This is a genomic window from Sphingomonas sp. Xoc002, from assembly GCF_050408055.1.
GTDB lineage: Bacteria > Pseudomonadota > Alphaproteobacteria > Sphingomonadales > Sphingomonadaceae > Sphingomonas > Sphingomonas yabuuchiae.
In genome coordinates this window covers 3,489,685-3,508,392 of record NZ_CP191175.1, presented here as the reverse complement: position 1 = coordinate 3,508,392, position 18,708 = coordinate 3,489,685, and the positions used below count along the sequence as shown (strand labels likewise).

The following is an 18,708-nucleotide window of genomic DNA, read 5'->3' as shown; positions in this document are numbered from 1 at the left end:
CACTGGGAGAGGGAGGGGCCCGCTCGGCAAGGCCGAGTGGGAGGGTGAGGGTGTCCTCGCCGCGCGTCCCGCCCTCACCCTCCCGGCGCTTTGCGCCTCCCTCCCTCTCCCGATGGGAGAGGGACAGTGAGCGACACTATGACCGAGACTGAGCAAGCGGGCGAAACCACCCGCATGAACATGATCCAGGCGATCAACTCCGCCATGGACGTGGTCATGGCGCGCGACCCGGATGTGGTCGTGATGGGCGAGGATGTCGGCTATTTCGGCGGCGTCTTCCGCGCCACCGCTGGCCTTCAGAAGAAATACGGCAAGACCCGCGTGTTCGACACGCCGATCACCGAATGCGGCATCATCGGCGTCGCGGTCGGCATGGGTGCTTATGGCCTGCGTCCGGTGCCCGAGATTCAGTTCGCCGACTATATCTACCCCGCGCTCGACCAGCTGGTCAGCGAGGCGGCCCGGCTGCGCTATCGCTCGGCGGGCGAGTTCACCGCGCCGATCACCGTGCGCTCGCCCTTTGGTGGCGGCATCTTCGGCGGTCAGACGCACAGCCAGTCGCCCGAGGGCATCTTCACGCACGTTTCCGGCATCAAGACGGTGATCCCGGCGACCCCCTATGACGCCAAGGGGCTGCTGATCGCCGCGATCGAGGACAATGACCCCGTCCTCTTCTTCGAGCCCAAGCGCATCTATAACGGCCCGTTCAACGGCCATTGGGATCGCCCGGCCGAGAACTGGTCCAAGCATCCCGGCGGCGAGGTGCCCACCGGCTATTACCGCATCCCGCTGGGCAAGGCGGCGACGGTGCGCGCAGGTGAGGCGGTGACGATCCTGTGCTACGGCACGATGGTCCATGTCTGTGCCGCGGTGGTCGCCGATATGGGCGTGGATGCCGAGATCATCGACCTGCGCACGCTCGTGCCCCTCGACATCGATGCGATCGAGGCGTCGGTGAAGAAGACGGGCCGCTGCATGATCGTGCACGAGGCGACGCGGACCGGCGGGTACGGCGCGGAGCTGTCCGCGCTGGTCCAGGAACGCTGCTTCTATCACCTCGAAGCGCCGATCGCGCGCGTGACCGGCTTCGACACGCCCTATCCGCACAGCCTGGAATGGGCCTATTTCCCCGGCCCGGTCCGTATCGGCCAGGCGCTCAAGACCCTGTTGAAGGACGCCTGACATGGCTCGTTTCACCTTCCGCCTACCCGATATCGGCGAAGGCATCTCCGAGGCCGAGATCGTCGCCTGGCACGTCAAGCTCGGCGACCGCGTGGAGGAGGATCAGTCGGTCGCCGACATGATGACCGACAAGGCGACCGTCGAGATGGAGTCGCCCGTGTCGGGTACGATCGTCGAGCTGGCGGGCGAAGTCGGCGATCAGGTGCCGATCGGATCGGCGCTGATGGTGATCGAGACCGATGCGGTGGAGGAAGCCGCCTCGCCCGCGACGGAAGAGGCCGTGCTGGAAGCCGAAAACCCCGGCGTCGAAGAAGCGCAAACTCCCTCTCCCCTTGTGGGAGAGGGGCGGGGTGAGGGGGCGCCGCAAGCTGCCCCCTCTGACGAATCGCCTGCGGCTACCCCTCACCCCGACCCCCTCCCCGGAGGGGAGAGGGAGCAGAAGAAGGTTTTGGCCTCGCCCGCCGTTCGGGCACGGGCGCTAGATTTGGGCGTCGACCTCGCCAGCGTGAAGCCCGCGGAGGGCGACCGGGTGCGGCATTCGGATCTGGACGCGTTTCTTCGCTATGGTTCGGGCCAGGGCTACACCCCCGCCCGCAGCCCCCGCGCCGACGAAGCCGTGCGCGTCATCGGCATGCGCCGCCGCATCGCCGAGAACATGGCCGCCTCCAAGCGCGCCATTCCGCACTTCACCTATGTCGAGGAAATCGACGTCACCGCGCTGGAGGAGACGCGCGCGCAGCTCAACGCCGGGCGCGGCAATCGGCCCAAGCTGACCATGCTGCCGCTGCTGATCGTCGCGATCTGCAAGACGCTGCCCGACTTTCCGATGCTCAACGCGCGTTATGATGACGAGGCGGGCGTGGTGAACTGTTCGGGTGCGGTGCATATGGGCATGGCGACGCAGACCCCCGCCGGGCTGATGGTCCCCGTCATCCGCAATGCCGAGAGCCGCAATGTCTGGCAGCTGGCGACGGAGATCGGCCGCCTTGCCGAGGCTGCGCGCGCTGGCAGCATCGCCAGCACCGACATGGGTGGCGGCACGATCACCCTGACCTCGCTGGGGCCGCTGGGCGGCATCGCGACGACCCCGGTCATCAACCGCCCCGAGGTCGCGATCATCGGCCCGAACCGCATCGTCGAACGCCCGGTCTTCCGCTCCGACGGGCGCGGCGGCGAGACGATCGTGCGGGCCAAGCTGATGAACCTGTCGATCAGCTGCGACCACCGGGTCGTCGATGGTTATGATGCGGCAAGCTATGTCCAGGCGTTGAAGCGGCTGCTGGAAACGCCGGTGATGCTGTTCGCGGATTGAGGCTGCGGCCGGGCGGGGGCGTGGCCTTGAACCAAATCCCGCCCCCAGCGTCCTGTCTTCGAGACAGGAGGATGCCATGCGCGGAATGACGGCGGGTTCGCTGGAAGTGACGTCGGACGGGACGGTGCGCGGAATGGTCGGTGGTGACGTCCTCGTCGCCTCCGGTGTCCATGCGACCATCAAGGGCATGGTCGCAGGCGATGTCATCGTCGAGCGCGGCGCCTCGGTGCGGATCACCGGCATGGTATCGGGCCGGGTCGTCAATCTGGGCGGCGCGGTCGAGGTGAGGGGAATGGTCGCCGGGTGACGCCCGGCTTGCCATCTTAACCCCAAGCGTGAACAGGGGGCGGCATGACGACCGCTTCATCTGCCCGCACCGGCCTTCTGCTCGGCATCGGGGCCTATATCAGCTGGGGCATATTGCCGCTCTATCTCAAGCTGTTGAAGGGCGTGCCCGCGCTTCAGGTGCTGGCGCACCGCATCCTCTGGTCGCTCCTCCTGCTCATAGTCGTGGTGCTCGTCGCGCGGCGGGGCAAGGCGATTATCGCGGCAGCGCGAGGCCGCACCTTGCTGCTGCTCTGCGCCAGCGCGGCGCTGATCGGGGTCAACTGGCTGGTCTATATCTGGTCGGTCCAAAACAACCATGTGCTGGAGGCGAGCCTCGGCTATTTCATCAACCCGCTGGTCAATGTCGGGCTGGGCGTCGCGCTTCTCGGCGAGCGGATTCGCCGGATGCAGGCGGTGGCGGTGGGCATCGCCGCCATCGGCGTGGTCGTGCTGGCGATCAATGGCGGCGGGGCGATCGGCATTTCGCTGGCACTGGCGCTGTCCTTCGGTTTCTACGGTTTCGTGCGCAAGATCGCGGCGATCGATGCCCTGGGTGGCCTGACGGTCGAGACCTTGCTGCTCGCTGCCCCCGCGCTTTTCGTGCTGTTCCAGGCGAGCGGCAATGGCACGGCGGCGTTCGGGGTGGACCGGCATCTCGACATGCTGCTGATCCTGGCGGGCGCGGTGACGGCGGCGCCGCTCCTGATGTTCGCGGCGGCGGCGCGGCGGATGCGGTACGCGACGCTGGGGCTGCTGCAATATATCGCCCCGACCCTGCAATTCGCGCAGGCGGTGCTGCTGTTCGGCGAGCCGCTCAAGCCCGTCCACATCGTCACCTTCGTGCTGATCTGGGCCGGTTGTGCACTCTACGCCTTCGACAGCGTGCGGGGCAGCCGGACGCCGGTGACGGCGGAATAGGTTCGCGCGGAGACGCGGAGACGCGGAGGGGGATCGCCCAGCCGCAGGCTGCCTATTCTCGCCACAGTTCGGCTTTGTCTGCCGATCGAAAGGGAGGAGGCCAGTCCGTCACGTCCAGACACCTCCGCGTCTCCGCGCCTCCGCGCGAAAAACACCTATTGCCGTCCACTCTGAAGCTTGGCGACCGCCCGCCGCAGCACCCCGCGCGGTGCCACCCGCGTGCTGGCGGCGGTCAGCCGGTTGAGCAGCCCCGACACCATCACCGCCTGTCCCCGCTCCAGCGCGGCGAGGCCGTCGCGCGCCACCTGTTCCGACCCGGAGGCGAAGCGCTCGAACAAAGGCGTCTCTGCCATGCCCGCGACATCGGCGAACTCGGTCCTGGTCGGCCCGGGACACAGCGCCGTCACCGTCACGCCGCGCCCCTTCACCTCCTCGTGCAAAGCCTCGGAGAAGTGCAGCACGAACGCCTTGCTGGCATAATAGACCGCCATGTACGGCCCCGGCTGGAAGGCGGCGGTCGAGGCGACGTTCAGCACGCGCCCGCGCCCTCGCGCCAGCATAGGCGGCAGCAGCGTATGGGTCAGCGTCACCAGCGCCCGCACGTTGAGGTCGATCATCCCCGTCTGCGTCGCCAGATCGCTGTCGGCAAAGTCACCCAGCGCGCCATAGCCGGCATTGTTGATGAGCGTGTCGATCCGCAGACCCCGGTCGGCGATCCCGTCGAGCAACGTCTTCACCCCTTCGGGTCGGCCCAGATCGGCGGAGATGACATGCACCTCGACATCCGGCCGCGTGCCCAGTTCCTGCGCCAGCGCCGCCAGCCGGTCGGTGCGCCGCGCGGTCAGCACCAGCGTCACTGGCTTCTTGGCCAGCGCCCGCGCGAAATCCGCGCCCAGCCCGGCGGAGGCGCCGGTGATCAGGATGGTGTCGGGCATCGCCATATCCCCAAAAGGGGCGGCCATCCCTTCGGCCAGCCGCCGTTCGATCCAGGTCTTTAGCAATCCGCATCGGGCGGACGGGTTCCACCGGATCGCATGGGGAAGATTGGGCGGGATGATGAAGGGGGAAAGGGCGGCCCGTTTTCCAGGCCGCCCGGCATCCCCTCCCGGCACGGAGCCCGTGGGCTCCCGATGCCTAGGCGTCGTCCCGTTATCGGCCGATCACCTGACATGGCCATTGTCTAGTCCGAGCGGGGCGACCGGCTCAAGCACCTGTTTACGCTCGGCCGCTTTATGCCTTGCCGCTGTGTCTTTCGAGCAACGGGTATGGTGCTGGCCACTGGCGTCGAAGCCGGGTTAATAGGAGGGCATGACTATCGAAATCCGCCATGACGGGGCCGTCGCTATCCTGACCCTACGGAATCCGCCAAATAATCATCTGGGGCTGGGAACCATTTCGCAATTGGCGGAAGCGTTCGACGACGCGGATTCGGACCCCGCGATTCGCGCCATCCTGCTTCGATCCGAGGGTCGGGTATTCTGTGCGGGTGCCGACCTGGTCCATGCGAACCCGGTCGCAGAGCCGTTGCCGCCGGGCGAGCGCAGCCCTTTCTACATGGCGGCGGCACGGCTGTTCGGGGTGGCGACGCCGGTGGTCGCGGCGGTCCAGGGCGCGGCGGTCGGTGCCGGACTGGGGCTGACGCTGGTCGCCGATTTCCGCATCGCGACGCCGGAGGCGCGGTTCGTGGCGAACTTCGTCCAACTGGGGCTGCATCCGGGCTTCGGCATCTCGGCGGTGCTGGAGCGGGTGATCGGGCGCCAGCGCGCGGCGATGATGCTGCTGACCGGGCGGCGCATCCGGGGCGAGGAAGCGGAGCGCTGGGGGCTGGTCGACCAGTTGGTATCGCCCGATGCGCTGGAGGCGACCGCACTGGCCTTGGCGCACGAGATCGCCGCCGCCGCGCCGTTGGCGGTGGCATCGACACGGCGCACGATCCGGGGAGATTTGCGCGCGCTGGTCGAGGCGGCGACCGATCATGAACTGGCCGAGCAGGCGAAGCTGATGCGGACCGAGGATTTTGCCGAAGGTGTGCGTGCGGTCACCGAGCGGCGGCCGGGGCGCTTTGCGGGGCGGTAGCGTCCCGCACACCCGCCCTTCATTCAGGCTGAACGGACGTCGAGGCGGGACGCCTCAGCCCTTGCGTGCCGCCAGTTCGGCCTGACGCGCGGGCAGGGCCGCCAGGATCGCGCGGCGTTCCTCGGCGGGCTTCGCGCTCCAGTTCGAGATTTCGCGGATGGTGCGCGCGCAGCCCAGGCACCAGCCGGTCGCCTTGTCCATGGTGCAGACCAGGACGCACGGGCTGGCGACACTGGCCGGCTGGGGTTCGACAAAGCTGATGATGTCGAGCGACATGGGCGGCGTCAGATTCCGAACGAGACTTTCAGGAAGTCCGGAATCGGGCCGTTCCAGCCGCCGTCATCGGGCGTCTCGTCAGTGTGCGAGCGGCGGCGGTCGCGGCGACGATCGTCGCCCCGCGCTTCGCGGGGTTCCTGGCGCGGGGTCTGTTCGCGGGGAGCCTGTTCGCGACGTGGTTCCTCGCGACGGCTGCGGGCAGGGCGTTCGCGGGGCGCTTCCTCGACCGTTTCCGCCACGGGGGCGGTCGCCTCGACCTCGGCCGTGCGGGGCGCGCGGTCGCGGCGCGTGCGGCGGGCCGGGCGTTCCTCTTCCACCGGGGCGGGAAGTTCGAGACGGTCGATCGTCTGGCCGGTCAGCTTCTCGATATTCTCGAGATTCTCGGCATCATCGGGCGCGACGAAGGTATAGGCGGTGCCGGTCGCGCCGCCACGCCCCGTCCGGCCGATGCGGTGGACATAATCGTCCGGGTGCCAGGGGGCGTCGAAGTTGAAGACGTGGCTGACGCCCTTGATGTCCAGCCCGCGCGCCGCGACGTCCGAGGCGACCAGGATGTTGATATCGCCGCGCTTGAACAGCTCCAGTTCGGCCAGGCGCTGCGGCTGTTCCATGTCGCCATGAATCTCGCCCGAGCGGAAACCGTGCTGCTTGAGCGACTTGTTTAGCTCGCGCACCGTCGTCTTGCGGTTGCAGAAGATGATCGCGGTGCGAACCTCGTCCTGCTTCAGCAACTGGCGCAGGCGCTTGCGCTTCTCGAACGACTGGGGTGCGACCGGCACGACGAACTGGGTGATGTTGGTGTTGGTCGAGGCGGGACGTGCCACCTCGATCGTCTTGGGGCTTTCCAGGAACTTGTCGGCCAGCTTCTTGATCGGCGGCGGCATGGTCGCGGAAAACAGCAGGGTCTGGCGCTGCTTGGGCAGCTTGGTGCAGATTTCCTCGATATCGGGGATGAAGCCCATGTCGAGCATCCGGTCCGCCTCGTCGATGACCAGCATCGAACAGCCGGTCAGCAGGATGTTGCCGCGCTGGAACAGGTCCATCAACCGGCCCGGAGTCGCGATCAGCACGTCGACGCCCTTTTCCAGCGCCTTGATCTGGTCGCCCATCGACACGCCGCCGATCAGCAGCGCCATGGAGAGCTTGTGGTTGGCACCATACTTCTCGAAATTCTCGGCGACCTGCGCGGCGAGTTCGCGCGTCGGCTCCAGGATCAGGCTGCGCGGCATCCGCGCGCGGCTGCGGCCATGCGCCAGGATGTCGATCATCGGCAGCACGAAGGAGGCGGTCTTGCCCGTGCCCGTCTGCGCGATGCCGATGATGTCGCGCATCATCAGCACGGAGGGGATGGCGGAGGCCTGAATCGGCGTCGGCTCGGTATAGCCGGCGTCGGTGACCGTCTTGAGAAGTTCGTCGGAGAGGCCGAGATCGGCAAAGCTCATGCAATTTTCCGGAATTTGGTGCGGAATGGGAATCGCCCCGCACTCGCCCAGCAGCCTATGCCGCTTGCGGATTTGGTGGCGAATGTCAAGTTTTCCACATGGTGGAGGGGGCGATACCTTGCGAATCCCGACGTCATCTTCCCTTCTTCCCCCCTCCCGCAAGCGGGAGGGGTCGGGGGAGGGCAAGGAGTCTCACCGAGAGCATCGCTTGTGGCGCTTCCCTCCCCCATCCCAGTTTCAGGTAAACGATGCCCCGCATCGTTTAGGTCATGCTGGGGGCATGACCGACCTGAAACTCGCCTGCGGGAGGGGCGTGCTGGCGGCTAGGTCGAAATTTAATTCGCACGAATTTCCTATGCTCCCCATGCCCGGGAGAGAAGTCAGCGCGCCGGGACCAGCGATCGAAACCGCTCGATCTCGCACGTGCGGCCCGCGCGGGTGCGGATCGGGTCGCGGTCGGCGCAAATCTGGCCGTCGGGGCCGGGGCGGATATAGAAGCTGGAATAATAATCGAGCTGGCGACAGGCTCGCACCAGTCGCGCGCGCACCCGCCGGCCGCCGGTCAGCACGATGTCGACCGCACCTTCCTCGGCGGGCAGCGCACCCGCCAGGTCCTGGGCGGGGATGCAGCGGGGGCCCTTGCGCTCCTTCCACCGGATCGGGGTGACGGGCGCTGGCGCGGCGCGGGGGACGCGGATGACGACACGCTCGCGGATGACGACCTGCGCATAATGCACGGGCTCACGCCGATCGGCCGCACCCAGCAGGGCGGGCGTCATCAGCGCGATGGCGGCAAGGTTTCGATGGCGGCGCAGCATGTCAGCAGGATCCCTTCATAGGCCCGATGATTGAACGCTTTATGAACCTGGCCTAGGCGAACCCCGTCATGACTCCCGCCCAGACCGCTTTGCTCCAGGCCCTGACCCCCATTTTGGGCGACAAGGGCATCGTCACCGACCCCGCGCTGATCGCGCCATGGGAAGTGGACTGGCGGCGGCGCTTTTCCGGCCACGCCCCGGCGATCCTCGCTCCCGCCGATACGGGACAGGTGCAGGCGGTGCTGCGCGCGGCGACCGAACACCGGGTGAAGCTGGTGCCGCAGGGGGGGAACAGTTCGATGGTCGGGGGCGCGACGCCGCCTGACGACGGATCGGCGCTGATCCTGTCCACCCGGCGGATGAACCGCATCCGGCGGATCGATACGGGTGCGGGCATGGTGGTGGCCGAGGCGGGGGTGATCCTGGCCGACCTTCACGCCGCTGCCGAGGCGGAGGGCGTGCGCTTTCCGCTGACGCTGGGAGCGAAGGGCAATGCGACGGTCGGCGGTCTCGTCTCGACCAATGCGGGGGGTACGCAGGTGCTCCGTTTCGGCACCATGCGCGGCCTGACGCTGGGCGTGGAGGCGGTGCTGCCCGACGGGACGCTCCATGACGGGCTGTCGGCGTTGAAGAAGGACAATCGCGGTTACGATCTGGGCCAGTTGCTGATCGGCGCGGAGGGGACTTTGGGCATCGTCACCGCCGCCGCGCTGCGGCTGGCGCCGGGCATCGCGCGCTCGGCGACCGCCTGGGTCGGGCTGTCCGATCCAGGCGCCGGTCTGACCCTGCTGCGCCGGTTGCAGGCGGCGACCGACATGATCGAGAGTTTCGAGATCATGCCCGCCGAAAGCCTGGCCGCCGCCGTCGCGCATCTGCCCGGCGCGCGCTCGCCGCTGGAGGGCACGCATCCCTGGCATGTCCTGATCGAGGCGGTGACCGGCGATGCCCAGGCCGATCCCGCCGCGATGCTGGAGACGCAACTGGCCCGTGCGCTGGAGGATGGAGTCGTTGTCGACGCGGTGATCGCCGCCTCGGATACGCAATCCGAGGCCTTCTGGCTGCTCCGCCACTCGCTGTCCGATGCCGAGCGCGCGCTGGGTCCGGCGGTGCAGCACGACATCGCCGTGCCGGTCGATGCCATGCCGCGCTTCATGGTCGAGGCGGCGGCGACCTGCGACGCGCGCTTCCCCGGCACCCATGCCTCGGGCTTCGGCCATCTGGGCGACGGTAACATCCATTTCCATGTCCGCGCCGCGCCCGGCACCGATCGCGACCGTTTCTATGCCGAGGATGCCGCGACCATCACCCGCTTCGTCCATGATCTGGTCATGGCGGCGGGCGGCACCATTTCGGCCGAGCACGGCATCGGCCAGATGAAGCGCGACGAACTCGCCCGCCTGTCGCCCGAACGGGTCGCGGCGATCCGCGCCATCAAGACGGCGCTCGATCCGCACGGTCTGTTCAATCCGGGCAAGCTCGTCGCTTGCGCATGAGGCGCTAGGCCCATAGACACGGACGCAGGACACGCGGCCGGGGGGCTCGCGTGGATCGCGTTTTTTGGAGAATATCATGGCGAGCGCGCCGTCCCTTCCGCTTTTCTACAACGGCCTGGAGCCGCTTTCGAGCGAGGCTCATGCGAACTACAAGGTTCGCCCGCAGGAGACCGCGCCCTTCCTGGTCGGCCAGCACGCCATTCCCGTGACCGTGGACGAATTCCCGCTGGTGCAGCGTTTCATGCCGATCGTCTTCTCGGTCGGCGACCAGCCGATCCCGCTGGCGCTGATGGGCCTGAACGAGGGCGTGAACGTCTTCGTCGATGACGAAGGCCGCCTGACCGAGACGAACTTCTACGTTCCCGCCTATATTCGCCGCTATCCGTACATGCTGGCGCGGCTGCGCCCGGAATCGGAAGAGCTGTCGCTGTGCTTCGACCCGACCTCGCCGACCATCGGCGCGTTCGACGACGGCGAGTCGCTGTTCGACGGCAACCAGCCGAGCGAGCTGACCAAGAACATCCTCCAGTTCAACGAATCGTTCGAACAGGCGGGCGCGCGCACCCAGAACTTCATGAAGGAACTGGGCGAAATGGGTCTGCTGATGGACGGCGAAGTCTCGATCCAGCCGGACGGCGCGGACCAGCCCTTCGTCTATCGCGGTTTCCAGATGATCAACGAGGAAAAGCTGGTCGACCTGCGCGGGGACCAGCTGCGCAAGATGAGCCAGTCGGGCATGCTCCCGCTGCTCTATGCGCACCTCTTCTCGCTCTCGCTGATGCGCGACATCTTCGCCCGTCAGGCGCAGCTGGGCAAGATGCCGCAGCCGCAGCTTCAGCCGGTCGGCTGATCCGATGCGCGGGCCGGTCGTTTCCGCCAGTCCGCGCTACAGCCAGGTCGCGATCGTCTTTCACTGGACGATCGCGGCCTTGGTCGTGGCGAACCTCGCCATCGGGCTGCTCCATGAGAGCCTGTTGCCCGGCACCATTCCGCTGCACAAGGCGATCGGCCTGACCGTGCTGGCGCTGACGGCGGCACGGATCGCCTGGCGCCTGGGCCATCGCCCGCCGCCGCTGCCCGCCGAAATCCCGGTCTGGGCGCGCGGAAGCGCCCATGCGCTCCACGCCACGCTCTATGTTCTGATGATCGCCATGCCGATGACCGGCTGGGCGATGGGCTCCGGCCGCGACGTGCCGCGGCCCGTCAGCTGGTTCGGCCTGTTCGACGTGCCGCCACTCCCCATCGGCAAGGCCGCCGCCGGTGTCGGGCACGAGGCGCATGAGATTCTCGGCTGGGCGATGCTGGTGCTGGTGGCGATCCATGTTGCCGCAGCGTTGCGCCACCATTTCCTGTTGCGCGACGGCCTGCTCGCGCGGATGAGTTTCCGGCGGGGGTGAGCCCGTTGTCGTCTACGCCTCTATCATCGATCCGGGGCACAGATAGGCGAACATGTGTGGCACATAATCTGCCTTGCCGATTTCCAGGCCATGACTGCGAAGAATCGCGTAGGCAGTGACGACATGGAAGTAGAATTGCGGCAAAGCCCAGTCGCGCAGATACTGCTCGCCCGTCATGTCGAACGTCATGCCCCCCGGCAATTCGATCGTAATCGGCAAGTCCCGGCCAGCATCGAGGGCGTCGCCCGGCACATCCGCGAGAAAGGTGAGGGCATCGTCGATCCGTGCCTTGGCATCGGCAATCGTCCCTGGGGCGCTGCTGGCATTCCGTCCTTCGGCAGCGACGGTATTCAGCCAATCGGGCACGCGCTCATCACGCAACCGGAACACGGCCTCTTGGGCTTGAAAGGCTGCGAAGCGGACTTGGGCTGCTAGCGGAAACATGTCGGCCACCAGCCGCGCTGCCGGCATGGCTTCCGACCTGGCCGACATTTGCTGCTGTGCCTTGTCGAGCAAGCCGGAGAGGGTTTGCAGCATATTCCGATAGGTCGGAACGAGCAGGTTCGTCGGGGTCATGCCGAGGATCGTACGTGTCGACGACGACAGCGCAATGACGGCCTTACGACTTCCCCATTGGAATGCATGTTGAGAGATGTCGGGTGGATCAAAACGGTGGTTTGTGTCGACCAGCGGTATGGGGAAGCCAAAGCTTGAGTTTGAACGGCCCAGCGTGAGCGATCGCAGCGCGCCAGTTTATTGAACAACCTTACCGAGAACTGAGTCTCGCAGGATTGGCCGCACGCCCGCTCCGCCACCACCCATTACGAAAAAATGACGAATTGTGGGGGCGGGGGTTGAACCAAATAGGCCCCTTCTTATTTATATCCTGTACGACGTCGTGTCCCCCCTTTCGCGATGTCGTATGACACGCTTTCAGCGTGTCTCCTCCCTGAACCTTGGCCGCCTCGCGCTCTTCCCCCTTGCGCGAGGCGGTTTTTTATTCGGCGGCCATCGCGGCCGGCTGGCCCAGCGCTTCCGCGGCCAGCGCAGACAGGATTCGGCGGACCAGCATGACCATGGCGTCGAAACCCGGCCCCGGCGCCTCCAGCGCGGCATCGAGATAGAGCGAGCGGTCGAGCTCCAGCTGGATGGCGTGAATGCCGCGTCGCGGATCGCCATGCCGCTCGACGATATGGCCCCCGGCATAAGGCGCATTGCGGGTGACGGCGAAACCGGCCCCGCGCGTCTCCGCCTCGATCCGGCGGACGAAGCGGGTGGCCGCCGTCGTGCCATGCCGGTCGCCGATGACGATGCGTGGTACCAGTCCCGGTGCCCCCAGCGGCGGCATCGAATGCAGGTCGAGCAGCACCGCCACCCCGAACCGCGCCCGCGCCGCCGCCAGCCGCTCCGCGAGCGTGCGGTGATAGGGGCGGTGGTCGTTTTCGATCCGCGCGACGATCTCGGCATCGGTGAAGCGCCGCGTCCAGATATCGCCATGCCCCGTCACCCGGCGCGGCACCAGGCCCAGCCCGCTCCGCAGCTTGGCCGAAGCGCGGGGCGCCATCCGCGCGCCCTCGTCGATCAGCGGATCACGCTCGCGCTCGTCACGGTTCAGGTCGATCCATGCGCGCGGCATATCCTGCACCAGCATCGGCTCGTCGCCGCGCGCCGCCATGCCGACCAGATCGATCAACCGGTCCTCCAGCGCCATCACGGCGGCGACGGGCACCCGCAGCGCCGCGACCAGCTCCGGCGGATAGGCGCGCCCGCCATGCGAAACCGAGATGACCACCGGCCCCGAGGGCACCGGATCGCCAAAACTCTGAAAGGATGCGCCGAAGCTCGGGCTGGCCATTGGCGGCGATCCTATGGCGGCAATCCAATGTGGGCAATGGTCTGGAAATCTTAACCGCGCGGCCGCTAAGCTGGCCCTCAACATGAATCGGGATGACGCGATGTTCCATATCCTGCTGGCCGAAGACGACGAGGTCATGCGCGAATATCTGACACGGGCGCTGACGCGGTCCGGCTACCGGGTGACGGCGGTCGATCGCGGCACGGCGGCGCTGCCTTTGCTGGAAAGCGAGCGGTTCGACCTGCTGCTCACCGACATCGTCATGCCCGAGATGGACGGCATCGAACTGGCGCAGCGCGCCGCCTCGCTGGTCCCCGACCTGCGGGTGATGTTCATCACCGGCTTTGCGGCGGTCACGCTGAAGGCGGGGCAGGCGGTTCCCAACGCCCGCGTCCTGTCCAAGCCCTTCCACCTGCGCGACCTGGTGATGGAGGTGGATCGACTTTTTGCAAAAGAATCGGCGGATGGTGCGATTTAGGGCTTGCCAGCCCCGCCGAAACTGCTAATTGCCCGGCCTCCGGCGGGCGTGTAGCTCAGTGGTAGAGCACTGTGTTGACATCGCAGGGGTCGCAAGTTCAATCCTTGCCACGCCCACCATCGAAAACCCCGCTAGGCCAATCGGCTTAGCGGGGTTTTTGGTTTTTCCGGTCTATCTCGCCGAGAACCGCCGCACGCTCGGCGATGGCGCGCATCAGCCCTGTTTCGAACGCGCGTGCCAGCGACCCTTCCGAGAACCGGTCGGCGCGCAGCTGGAACGTCAGGATCCAGGCGATCTGTTCGATGCTCGCATCGGCGATCGCGGAAGGATGCTCGGCCATGTGCATCAGCGCGGCGCGTGCTTCTTCGTCCACCGGTCTGCGGTAATGGGCCGCGACATCCTCGGTCGCGATGGCCGCGACGAAGGCGGAGGCGGGCTCGGAGAGGTCGAACCAGGCCATGGTGATGACCCCCTCGGCGGATCGCCGAGGCTCGGTCCATGCGCCCGTCACGAAATCGGGCGCGGCCAGGATGGGCGCGAAAGCGGCGATGTTGCGAAGCGTGGCCATGTCCATATGCTGATCCTATCCGCCCCATGAGGGACGGCCACCGTTTTTGCGTAATGGTTTCATGATGACCGACCCGTTCGACCGCGATCTTGCCCGATTGGCGCACAGCACCCCGCCCGCGACCCTGGATACGCTGGAGCGACGGGTGGCGGCCGCGATCGATGCGGGAGGGGCGGACACAGGCGGTCTGTCGGTTCGGGGACTGGCGCTGGCGGGCGGCGCGGCGCTGATGCTGGGGATCGTCGGCGGCGGGGTGGTGGCCGGGCGGAGCGAGGCGCGGGACCGGCCAGTGGAGGTCGCCGCGCTCGATACGGGACTGGCGCCCTCGACCCTGTTGCTCGGCCGATGAGCGGGGCGATGCGTCGGAATTTGCTGACCCTGGTGATCGCGTTCGTCGCGGCGCTGGCGGGGGTGGCGATCGGGTGCCGATTGCTGATGCCCGCCGAGCCACGGGCGAGCGACATCCACATGCTGGTCCACCGCGACATCGCGCTCGACCCGGGGCAGCGGGTCGCGCTCGACCGGCTGGAGGCGCAGTTCGCGGCGCGGCGCGCCGGGCTGGAGGCGCGGTTGCGGGGCGACAATGCCCGGCTGGCCGCCGCGATCGAGGCCGAGCATCGCGACGGGCCGCAGGTCTCGCAAGCCATCGACGCGGTCCATCACAGCATGGGGGATCTGCAAAAGGCGACGCTGGCGCATGTCTTTGCGATGCGTCGCCTCCTTCGCCCCGATCAGGCGGCGATTTTCGACCGGCTGGTGGCGGCCAAGCTGACCGACACAGGCCGATAGCCGGGCGCGTGGGGGAGCGCGATCTGGCGGGGCTGGCGGACGGCGATCTGGTCGCGCTGGCGATCGGCGGGCGGCCGGGCGCCTATGCCGCGATCGTCACGCGGCACAAGGCGGCGCTGTATCGCCTGATCCTGGCGCAGGTCCGCGACGCCGATGAGGCGCTGGATCTGGTGCAGGAGAGTTTCGTCGCGGCGCATGGCGCGCTGGGCCGGTTCGACCAGACGCGGTCCTTGCGCGCCTGGCTCAGCCGGATCGCGCTCAACAAATGCCGGGACTGGGCGCGGCGGCGGCGGGTGCGCGCGATGCTGGCGCGGGTGCTGCCGGTCGAGGCGGCGGCAGAGGTCGCCGACGACCGGATCGGGGGCGAGGCGGCGGCGATCGAGCGCGATTCGCTGGCGCGCACATTGGCCGCGCTCGATGCCTTGCCCGCCGCATTGCGCGAGCCGCTGATCCTGTGCGCGGTGGAGGGATTGAGCCAGGCCGAGGCGGCCGAGGCGCTGGGCCTGAGCAGCAAGGCGGTCGAGCTTCGCATCCGCCGCGCCCGTGCCGCCTTGCGCGAGCAGACCGGGTGAGGGGCCAGGTGAGGGGAGGGCCGCCTACATGCGTATAAGGGGGCATGATCGACCCGACGACCGCGATACGCCGCCGTGACCTTCTGGCCGGGGGCGTCGGCCTGACCTCGCTTGCCGCTTTGCCCGTGCTGCCCGCTTGGGCGCAGGGTCATGGCCTGTCGGCCCATACCGGGCCGCGGGCCGAGTTGACCGGTCCCGACATCACCCTGACCATCGCGCGCCAGCATATGACGATCGACGGCAAGCCCTATCATGCGATCGGCATCAATGGATCCGCCCCCGCCCCGCTGATCCGCCTGCGCGAGGGACAGCGGGTGCGGATCACCGTGGTCAATGCGCTGGACGAAGAGACCTCGATCCACTGGCACGGGCTGCTGCTGCCCTTTCAGATGGACGGGGTGCCGGGGATCAGCTTTCCGGGCATTCCGGCGGGCGGGCGCTTCACCTATGAGTTCCCCGTCGTCCAGGCCGGGACCTATTGGTATCACAGCCATTCGGGGTTGCAGGAGCAGGAGGGGCTGTACGGCCCGATCGTGATCGATCCCGCCGGGGCGGATCCCATCGCATCGGACCGCGAGCATGTCGTGCTGCTGTCCGATCACAGCCCGCTTCACCCCCATGCGATCTTTCGCCGGTTGAAGATGCAGGGCGGCTATTTCAACTATCAGAAGCAGACGCTGGCCGGGCTGCTGGCGGGCAAGGACCAGCCCTTGCGCGAACGGCTGGACTGGGGCCGGATGCGGATGGACCCCAGCGATGTGTCCGACGTGACGGGTTCGACCTATCGCTATCTGGTCAACGGCCATGGACCCACGGACAATTGGACCGGGTTGTTCACGCCCGGCGAGCGGGTACGGCTGCGGCTGGTCAACGCCTCGGCGATGACCAACTTCAACATCCGCATCCCCGGCCTGACGCTGACCGTCGTACAGGCCGATGGGCAGGATGTGCGGCCGGTGACGGTCGACGAGCTTCAGATCGCGGTGGCCGAGACCTATGACCTGATCGTCACGCCGACCGAGGACCGCGCCTATACGCTGGTCGCCGAAACCTGGGATCGATCGGGCATGGCGCGGGGGACGCTCGCGCCCCGGATGGGCATCGCCGCGCCCGTGCCTGCGTTGCGTCCCCTTCCGCTTGCGACGATGAAGGATATGGGGATGGGGGGCATGGAGCACGGCGCCATGTCGGGCGGCTGTTCCCCCGAACATGCCGCGATGGGGCATTGCCAGCCGAATGCCGCGCTCCGGATGGATCATGGCCAAATGAATCATGGCCAGATGGACCACGGCCAGATGAGCCACAAGATGCGCGACTTCGCCAACGCCCCCGGCCTGCCGCGCACGCCCGTCGTCCAGACGGTCGCGCCGATGCCGGTCGACCGCACCGGCGAACCGCCGCAGGGGCTGGCCGATGTCGGCCACCGCGTCCTGACCTATCGCGATCTGATGAGTGCCAAGGCCAATCCCGACACCCGCACGCCGTCGCGCGCGCTGACCATCCATCTGACCGGCAATATGGAGCGCTATATGTGGGCGTTCGACGGGGTGAAGCTGAACGCGGTGACCGCCCCGATCCCGTTCCGGCTGGGCGAGCGGGTACGCGTGACTCTGGTGAACGACACGATGATGGCGCACCCCATCCATCTGCACGGCCATTTCTTCGAGCTGGTGACGGGGCATGGCGACCATGCCCCGCGCAAGCACACCGTCAATGTCGCACCGGGCGGCACCGCGACCTTCGACCTGACGGCGGATGCCGAGGGCGACTGGGCGTTCCACTGCCACATGCTCTATCACATGCATGCGGGCATGATGCAGGTCGTCACCGTCCGGCGTGACGCGGACACGGGAGCGGCGGCATGATCCCCTTTGCGCTGCTGCTGCTCGCCGATCCGACGGGGCAGCATCATCACATGATGCCCGGCATGACGATGCCCGGCATGACCATGGCTCCGGCCAAACCCGCCGCGGCCCCGCGCAAAGCGGCCAAGCGCCGGGTGGTCAAGCCCGTGCGGAAAAAGGCTCGTGCGACTGTGCGGGCCTGTCCGGCCGAACATACGGCGATGGGGCATTGCACCCCGGCGCTTGGCAAGCCCGACCCGATGCCCGGCATGGCCCCGATGCCGAAGGAGGGAACTGCCCCTGCCTGCCCGGCGGAACATGCCGCCATGGGGCATTGCCAGGTCAAGCCGGAGACGGAATCCATGTCGGAGGGCATGGCGATGGACCATGGGGCGATGGACCATGGGGCGATGGACCATGGGGCGATGGACCATGGGGCGATGGACCATGGGGCGATGGACCATGGGGCGATGGACCATGGGGCGATGGACCATGGGGCGATGGACCATGGGGCGATGGACCATGGGGCGATGGACCATGGGGCGATGGACCACGGGGCGATGGACCACGGGGCGATGGACCATGGAACGATGGGGCATGGCGCCATGTCCCAGCAAGCCGTCGGTTCCGCGCCGCCACCTCCCGCTCCGACCGATCGCGCCGCCGACCGCTTCTACGATCCCGCCGCCATGGCCGCCGCCAACCGGCAGATGCGGATGGAGCATGGCGGCATGCGCTTTTCGCAGATCCTGTTCAACCTGGCCGAGGTGCAGGTCCGTGACGGGCGCGACGGCTATCGCTGGGACGGGGAGGGCTGGTTCGGCGGCGACATCCACCGGCTGGTCGTCAAGACCGAGGGCGAGGGGGCGTTCCGCGACCGGATCGGCGCGGCGGAGGTGCAGGCGCTCTATTCCAGGGCGATCGATCCCTATTGGAATTTGCAGGCGGGCGTGCGGCAGGATGTGGGTAGGCCTGCGCGGCGGACCTATGCCGTGGTCGGGGTCGAGGGGCTGGCCCCCTATTGGTTCGATGTCGAGGGCGCGCTGTTCCTGTCGGACAAGGGCGAGCTGCTGGCCCGCACCGAAGCCTGGGTCGACCAGCGCCTCACCCAGCGTGCGATCCTGCAACCGCGCATCGAGGTGAACTTCGCCGCGCAGGACATAGCCGACCAGCAGATCGCGGCGGGCGTCTCCAACCTCGAACTGGGCCTGCGCCTGCGCTACGAGATCGCGCGCGAGTTCGCGCCCTATGTCGGGGTCCATTGGGAACGCCGCTATGGTCCCGCCAGCGGCGGCGGGGCCGCGCTGGCGCTGGGCATCCGGACCTGGTTCTGACCACTCCTCCCCTTCCGGGGAGGAATC

General features: G+C 67.5%; 21 protein-coding genes and 1 tRNA gene. 15 read left to right on the top strand and 7 right to left on the bottom strand.

What is annotated here, in order from left to right; genetic code table 11:
* Window positions 1–174 precede the first annotated feature (174 nt).
* From ACQR50_RS16095 to rarD, 4 genes are all read left to right on the top strand, one after another.
* On the top strand, window positions 175–1,182 hold the full coding sequence (locus ACQR50_RS16095; RefSeq protein ID WP_428970726.1) for an alpha-ketoacid dehydrogenase subunit beta: 1,008 nt from the start codon (window positions 175–177) through the stop codon (window positions 1,180–1,182).
* A 1-nt stretch (window position 1,183) separates the two neighbouring features.
* Window positions 1,184–2,494, top strand: a complete 1,311-nt coding sequence (locus ACQR50_RS16090; RefSeq protein ID WP_428969073.1) for a dihydrolipoamide acetyltransferase family protein — start codon at window positions 1,184–1,186, stop codon at window positions 2,492–2,494.
* Window positions 2,495–2,570: 76 nt separating this feature from the next.
* Window positions 2,571–2,801, top strand: a complete 231-nt coding sequence (locus tag ACQR50_RS16085; protein ID WP_056431785.1) for a hypothetical protein — start codon at window positions 2,571–2,573, stop codon at window positions 2,799–2,801.
* A 44-nt stretch (window positions 2,802–2,845) separates the two neighbouring features.
* A complete protein-coding gene (gene rarD / locus ACQR50_RS16080; protein ID WP_428969072.1) occupies window positions 2,846–3,739 on the top strand; it encodes an EamA family transporter RarD in 894 nt (297 codons plus the stop codon).
* Window positions 3,740–3,894: 155 nt separating this feature from the next.
* On the opposite strand, the gene ACQR50_RS16075 is transcribed toward rarD, so the two are convergent.
* Window positions 3,895–4,674, bottom strand: coding sequence for an SDR family NAD(P)-dependent oxidoreductase (locus tag ACQR50_RS16075; RefSeq protein ID WP_428969071.1), 780 nt, complete (start codon window positions 4,672–4,674; stop codon window positions 3,895–3,897).
* Window positions 4,675–5,047: 373 nt separating this feature from the next.
* Between ACQR50_RS16075 and ACQR50_RS16070 the strand changes: the two genes are divergently transcribed.
* Window positions 5,048–5,815 (top strand): enoyl-CoA hydratase/isomerase family protein, encoded by a 768-nt coding sequence (locus tag ACQR50_RS16070; protein ID WP_428969070.1) that lies wholly within the window; start codon window positions 5,048–5,050, stop codon window positions 5,813–5,815.
* Between the two features lie 54 nt (window positions 5,816–5,869).
* On the opposite strand, the gene ACQR50_RS16065 is transcribed toward ACQR50_RS16070, so the two are convergent.
* The 3 genes from ACQR50_RS16065 to ACQR50_RS16055 all read right to left on the bottom strand — a co-directional run bounded on the left by ACQR50_RS16065 (window position 5,870) and on the right by ACQR50_RS16055 (window position 8,351).
* The gene (locus tag ACQR50_RS16065) at window positions 5,870–6,091 is read right to left on the bottom strand and encodes a DUF1289 domain-containing protein (protein WP_058746016.1); all 222 of its coding nucleotides are present in this window, start codon (window positions 6,089–6,091) and stop codon (window positions 5,870–5,872) included.
* An 8-nt stretch (window positions 6,092–6,099) separates the two neighbouring features.
* On the bottom strand, window positions 6,100–7,533 hold the full coding sequence (locus ACQR50_RS16060) for a DEAD/DEAH box helicase (protein WP_428969069.1): 1,434 nt from the start codon (window positions 7,531–7,533) through the stop codon (window positions 6,100–6,102).
* Between the two features lie 380 nt (window positions 7,534–7,913).
* Window positions 7,914–8,351 carry a hypothetical protein gene (locus tag ACQR50_RS16055; RefSeq protein WP_428969068.1) on the bottom strand — a complete coding sequence of 146 codons (438 nt, stop codon included), beginning with the start codon at window positions 8,349–8,351 and terminating at the stop codon, window positions 7,914–7,916.
* Window positions 8,352–8,419: 68 nt separating this feature from the next.
* Here ACQR50_RS16055 and ACQR50_RS16050 point away from each other — a divergent pair, with 68 nt between their 5' ends.
* From ACQR50_RS16050 to ACQR50_RS16040, 3 genes are all read left to right on the top strand, one after another.
* The gene (locus tag ACQR50_RS16050) at window positions 8,420–9,844 is read left to right on the top strand and encodes an FAD-binding oxidoreductase (RefSeq protein ID WP_428969067.1); all 1,425 of its coding nucleotides are present in this window, start codon (window positions 8,420–8,422) and stop codon (window positions 9,842–9,844) included.
* Window positions 9,845–9,920: 76 nt separating this feature from the next.
* Window positions 9,921–10,694, top strand: a complete 774-nt coding sequence (locus tag ACQR50_RS16045) for a SapC family protein (protein WP_056431924.1) — start codon at window positions 9,921–9,923, stop codon at window positions 10,692–10,694.
* 4 nt (window positions 10,695–10,698) lie between these two features.
* Window positions 10,699–11,241, top strand: a complete 543-nt coding sequence (locus ACQR50_RS16040; RefSeq protein ID WP_428969066.1) for a cytochrome b — start codon at window positions 10,699–10,701, stop codon at window positions 11,239–11,241.
* A 12-nt stretch (window positions 11,242–11,253) separates the two neighbouring features.
* Here ACQR50_RS16040 and ACQR50_RS16035 read toward each other — a convergent pair whose 3' ends face one another.
* A complete protein-coding gene (locus ACQR50_RS16035; RefSeq protein ID WP_428969065.1) occupies window positions 11,254–11,817 on the bottom strand; it encodes a DUF1993 domain-containing protein in 564 nt (187 codons plus the stop codon).
* Between the two features lie 421 nt (window positions 11,818–12,238).
* Window positions 12,239–13,096 (bottom strand): N-formylglutamate amidohydrolase, encoded by an 858-nt coding sequence (locus ACQR50_RS16030; RefSeq protein ID WP_428969064.1) that lies wholly within the window; start codon window positions 13,094–13,096, stop codon window positions 12,239–12,241.
* Window positions 13,097–13,196: 100 nt separating this feature from the next.
* Here ACQR50_RS16030 and cpdR point away from each other — a divergent pair, with 100 nt between their 5' ends.
* Both cpdR and ACQR50_RS16020 read left to right on the top strand, forming a co-directional pair.
* Window positions 13,197–13,574 (top strand): cell cycle two-component system response regulator CpdR, encoded by a 378-nt coding sequence (gene cpdR, locus ACQR50_RS16025; protein WP_056431930.1) that lies wholly within the window; start codon window positions 13,197–13,199, stop codon window positions 13,572–13,574.
* Window positions 13,575–13,618: 44 nt separating this feature from the next.
* Window positions 13,619–13,693, top strand: a tRNA-Val gene (locus tag ACQR50_RS16020).
* A gap of 26 nt (window positions 13,694–13,719) precedes the next feature.
* Here the strand turns inward: ACQR50_RS16020 and ACQR50_RS16015 are convergent.
* Window positions 13,720–14,142: a DUF6508 domain-containing protein gene (locus tag ACQR50_RS16015; protein ID WP_428969063.1), complete on the bottom strand. Its 423-nt coding sequence runs from the start codon at window positions 14,140–14,142 to the stop codon at window positions 13,720–13,722.
* A 61-nt stretch (window positions 14,143–14,203) separates the two neighbouring features.
* On the opposite strand from ACQR50_RS16015, the gene ACQR50_RS16010 reads away from it, so the two are divergent.
* The 5 genes from ACQR50_RS16010 to ACQR50_RS15990 are packed head-to-tail and all read left to right on the top strand — an operon-like array spanning window position 14,204 to window position 18,681.
* Window positions 14,204–14,491 (top strand): hypothetical protein, encoded by a 288-nt coding sequence (locus ACQR50_RS16010; protein ID WP_428969062.1) that lies wholly within the window; start codon window positions 14,204–14,206, stop codon window positions 14,489–14,491.
* Between the two features lie 8 nt (window positions 14,492–14,499).
* Window positions 14,500–14,931, top strand: coding sequence for a periplasmic heavy metal sensor (locus ACQR50_RS16005; protein WP_428969061.1), 432 nt, complete (start codon window positions 14,500–14,502; stop codon window positions 14,929–14,931).
* A gap of 8 nt (window positions 14,932–14,939) precedes the next feature.
* A complete protein-coding gene (locus tag ACQR50_RS16000) occupies window positions 14,940–15,503 on the top strand; it encodes an RNA polymerase sigma factor (protein WP_056431821.1) in 564 nt (187 codons plus the stop codon).
* Between the two features lie 44 nt (window positions 15,504–15,547).
* Window positions 15,548–17,368, top strand: coding sequence for a copper resistance system multicopper oxidase (locus ACQR50_RS15995; RefSeq protein ID WP_428969060.1), 1,821 nt, complete (start codon window positions 15,548–15,550; stop codon window positions 17,366–17,368).
* Window positions 17,365–18,681, top strand: a complete 1,317-nt coding sequence (locus ACQR50_RS15990; RefSeq protein WP_428969059.1) for a copper resistance protein B — start codon at window positions 17,365–17,367, stop codon at window positions 18,679–18,681. The genes ACQR50_RS15995 and ACQR50_RS15990 overlap by 4 nt, the downstream gene beginning before the upstream one ends.
* Window positions 18,682–18,708: the final 27 nt, after the last annotated feature.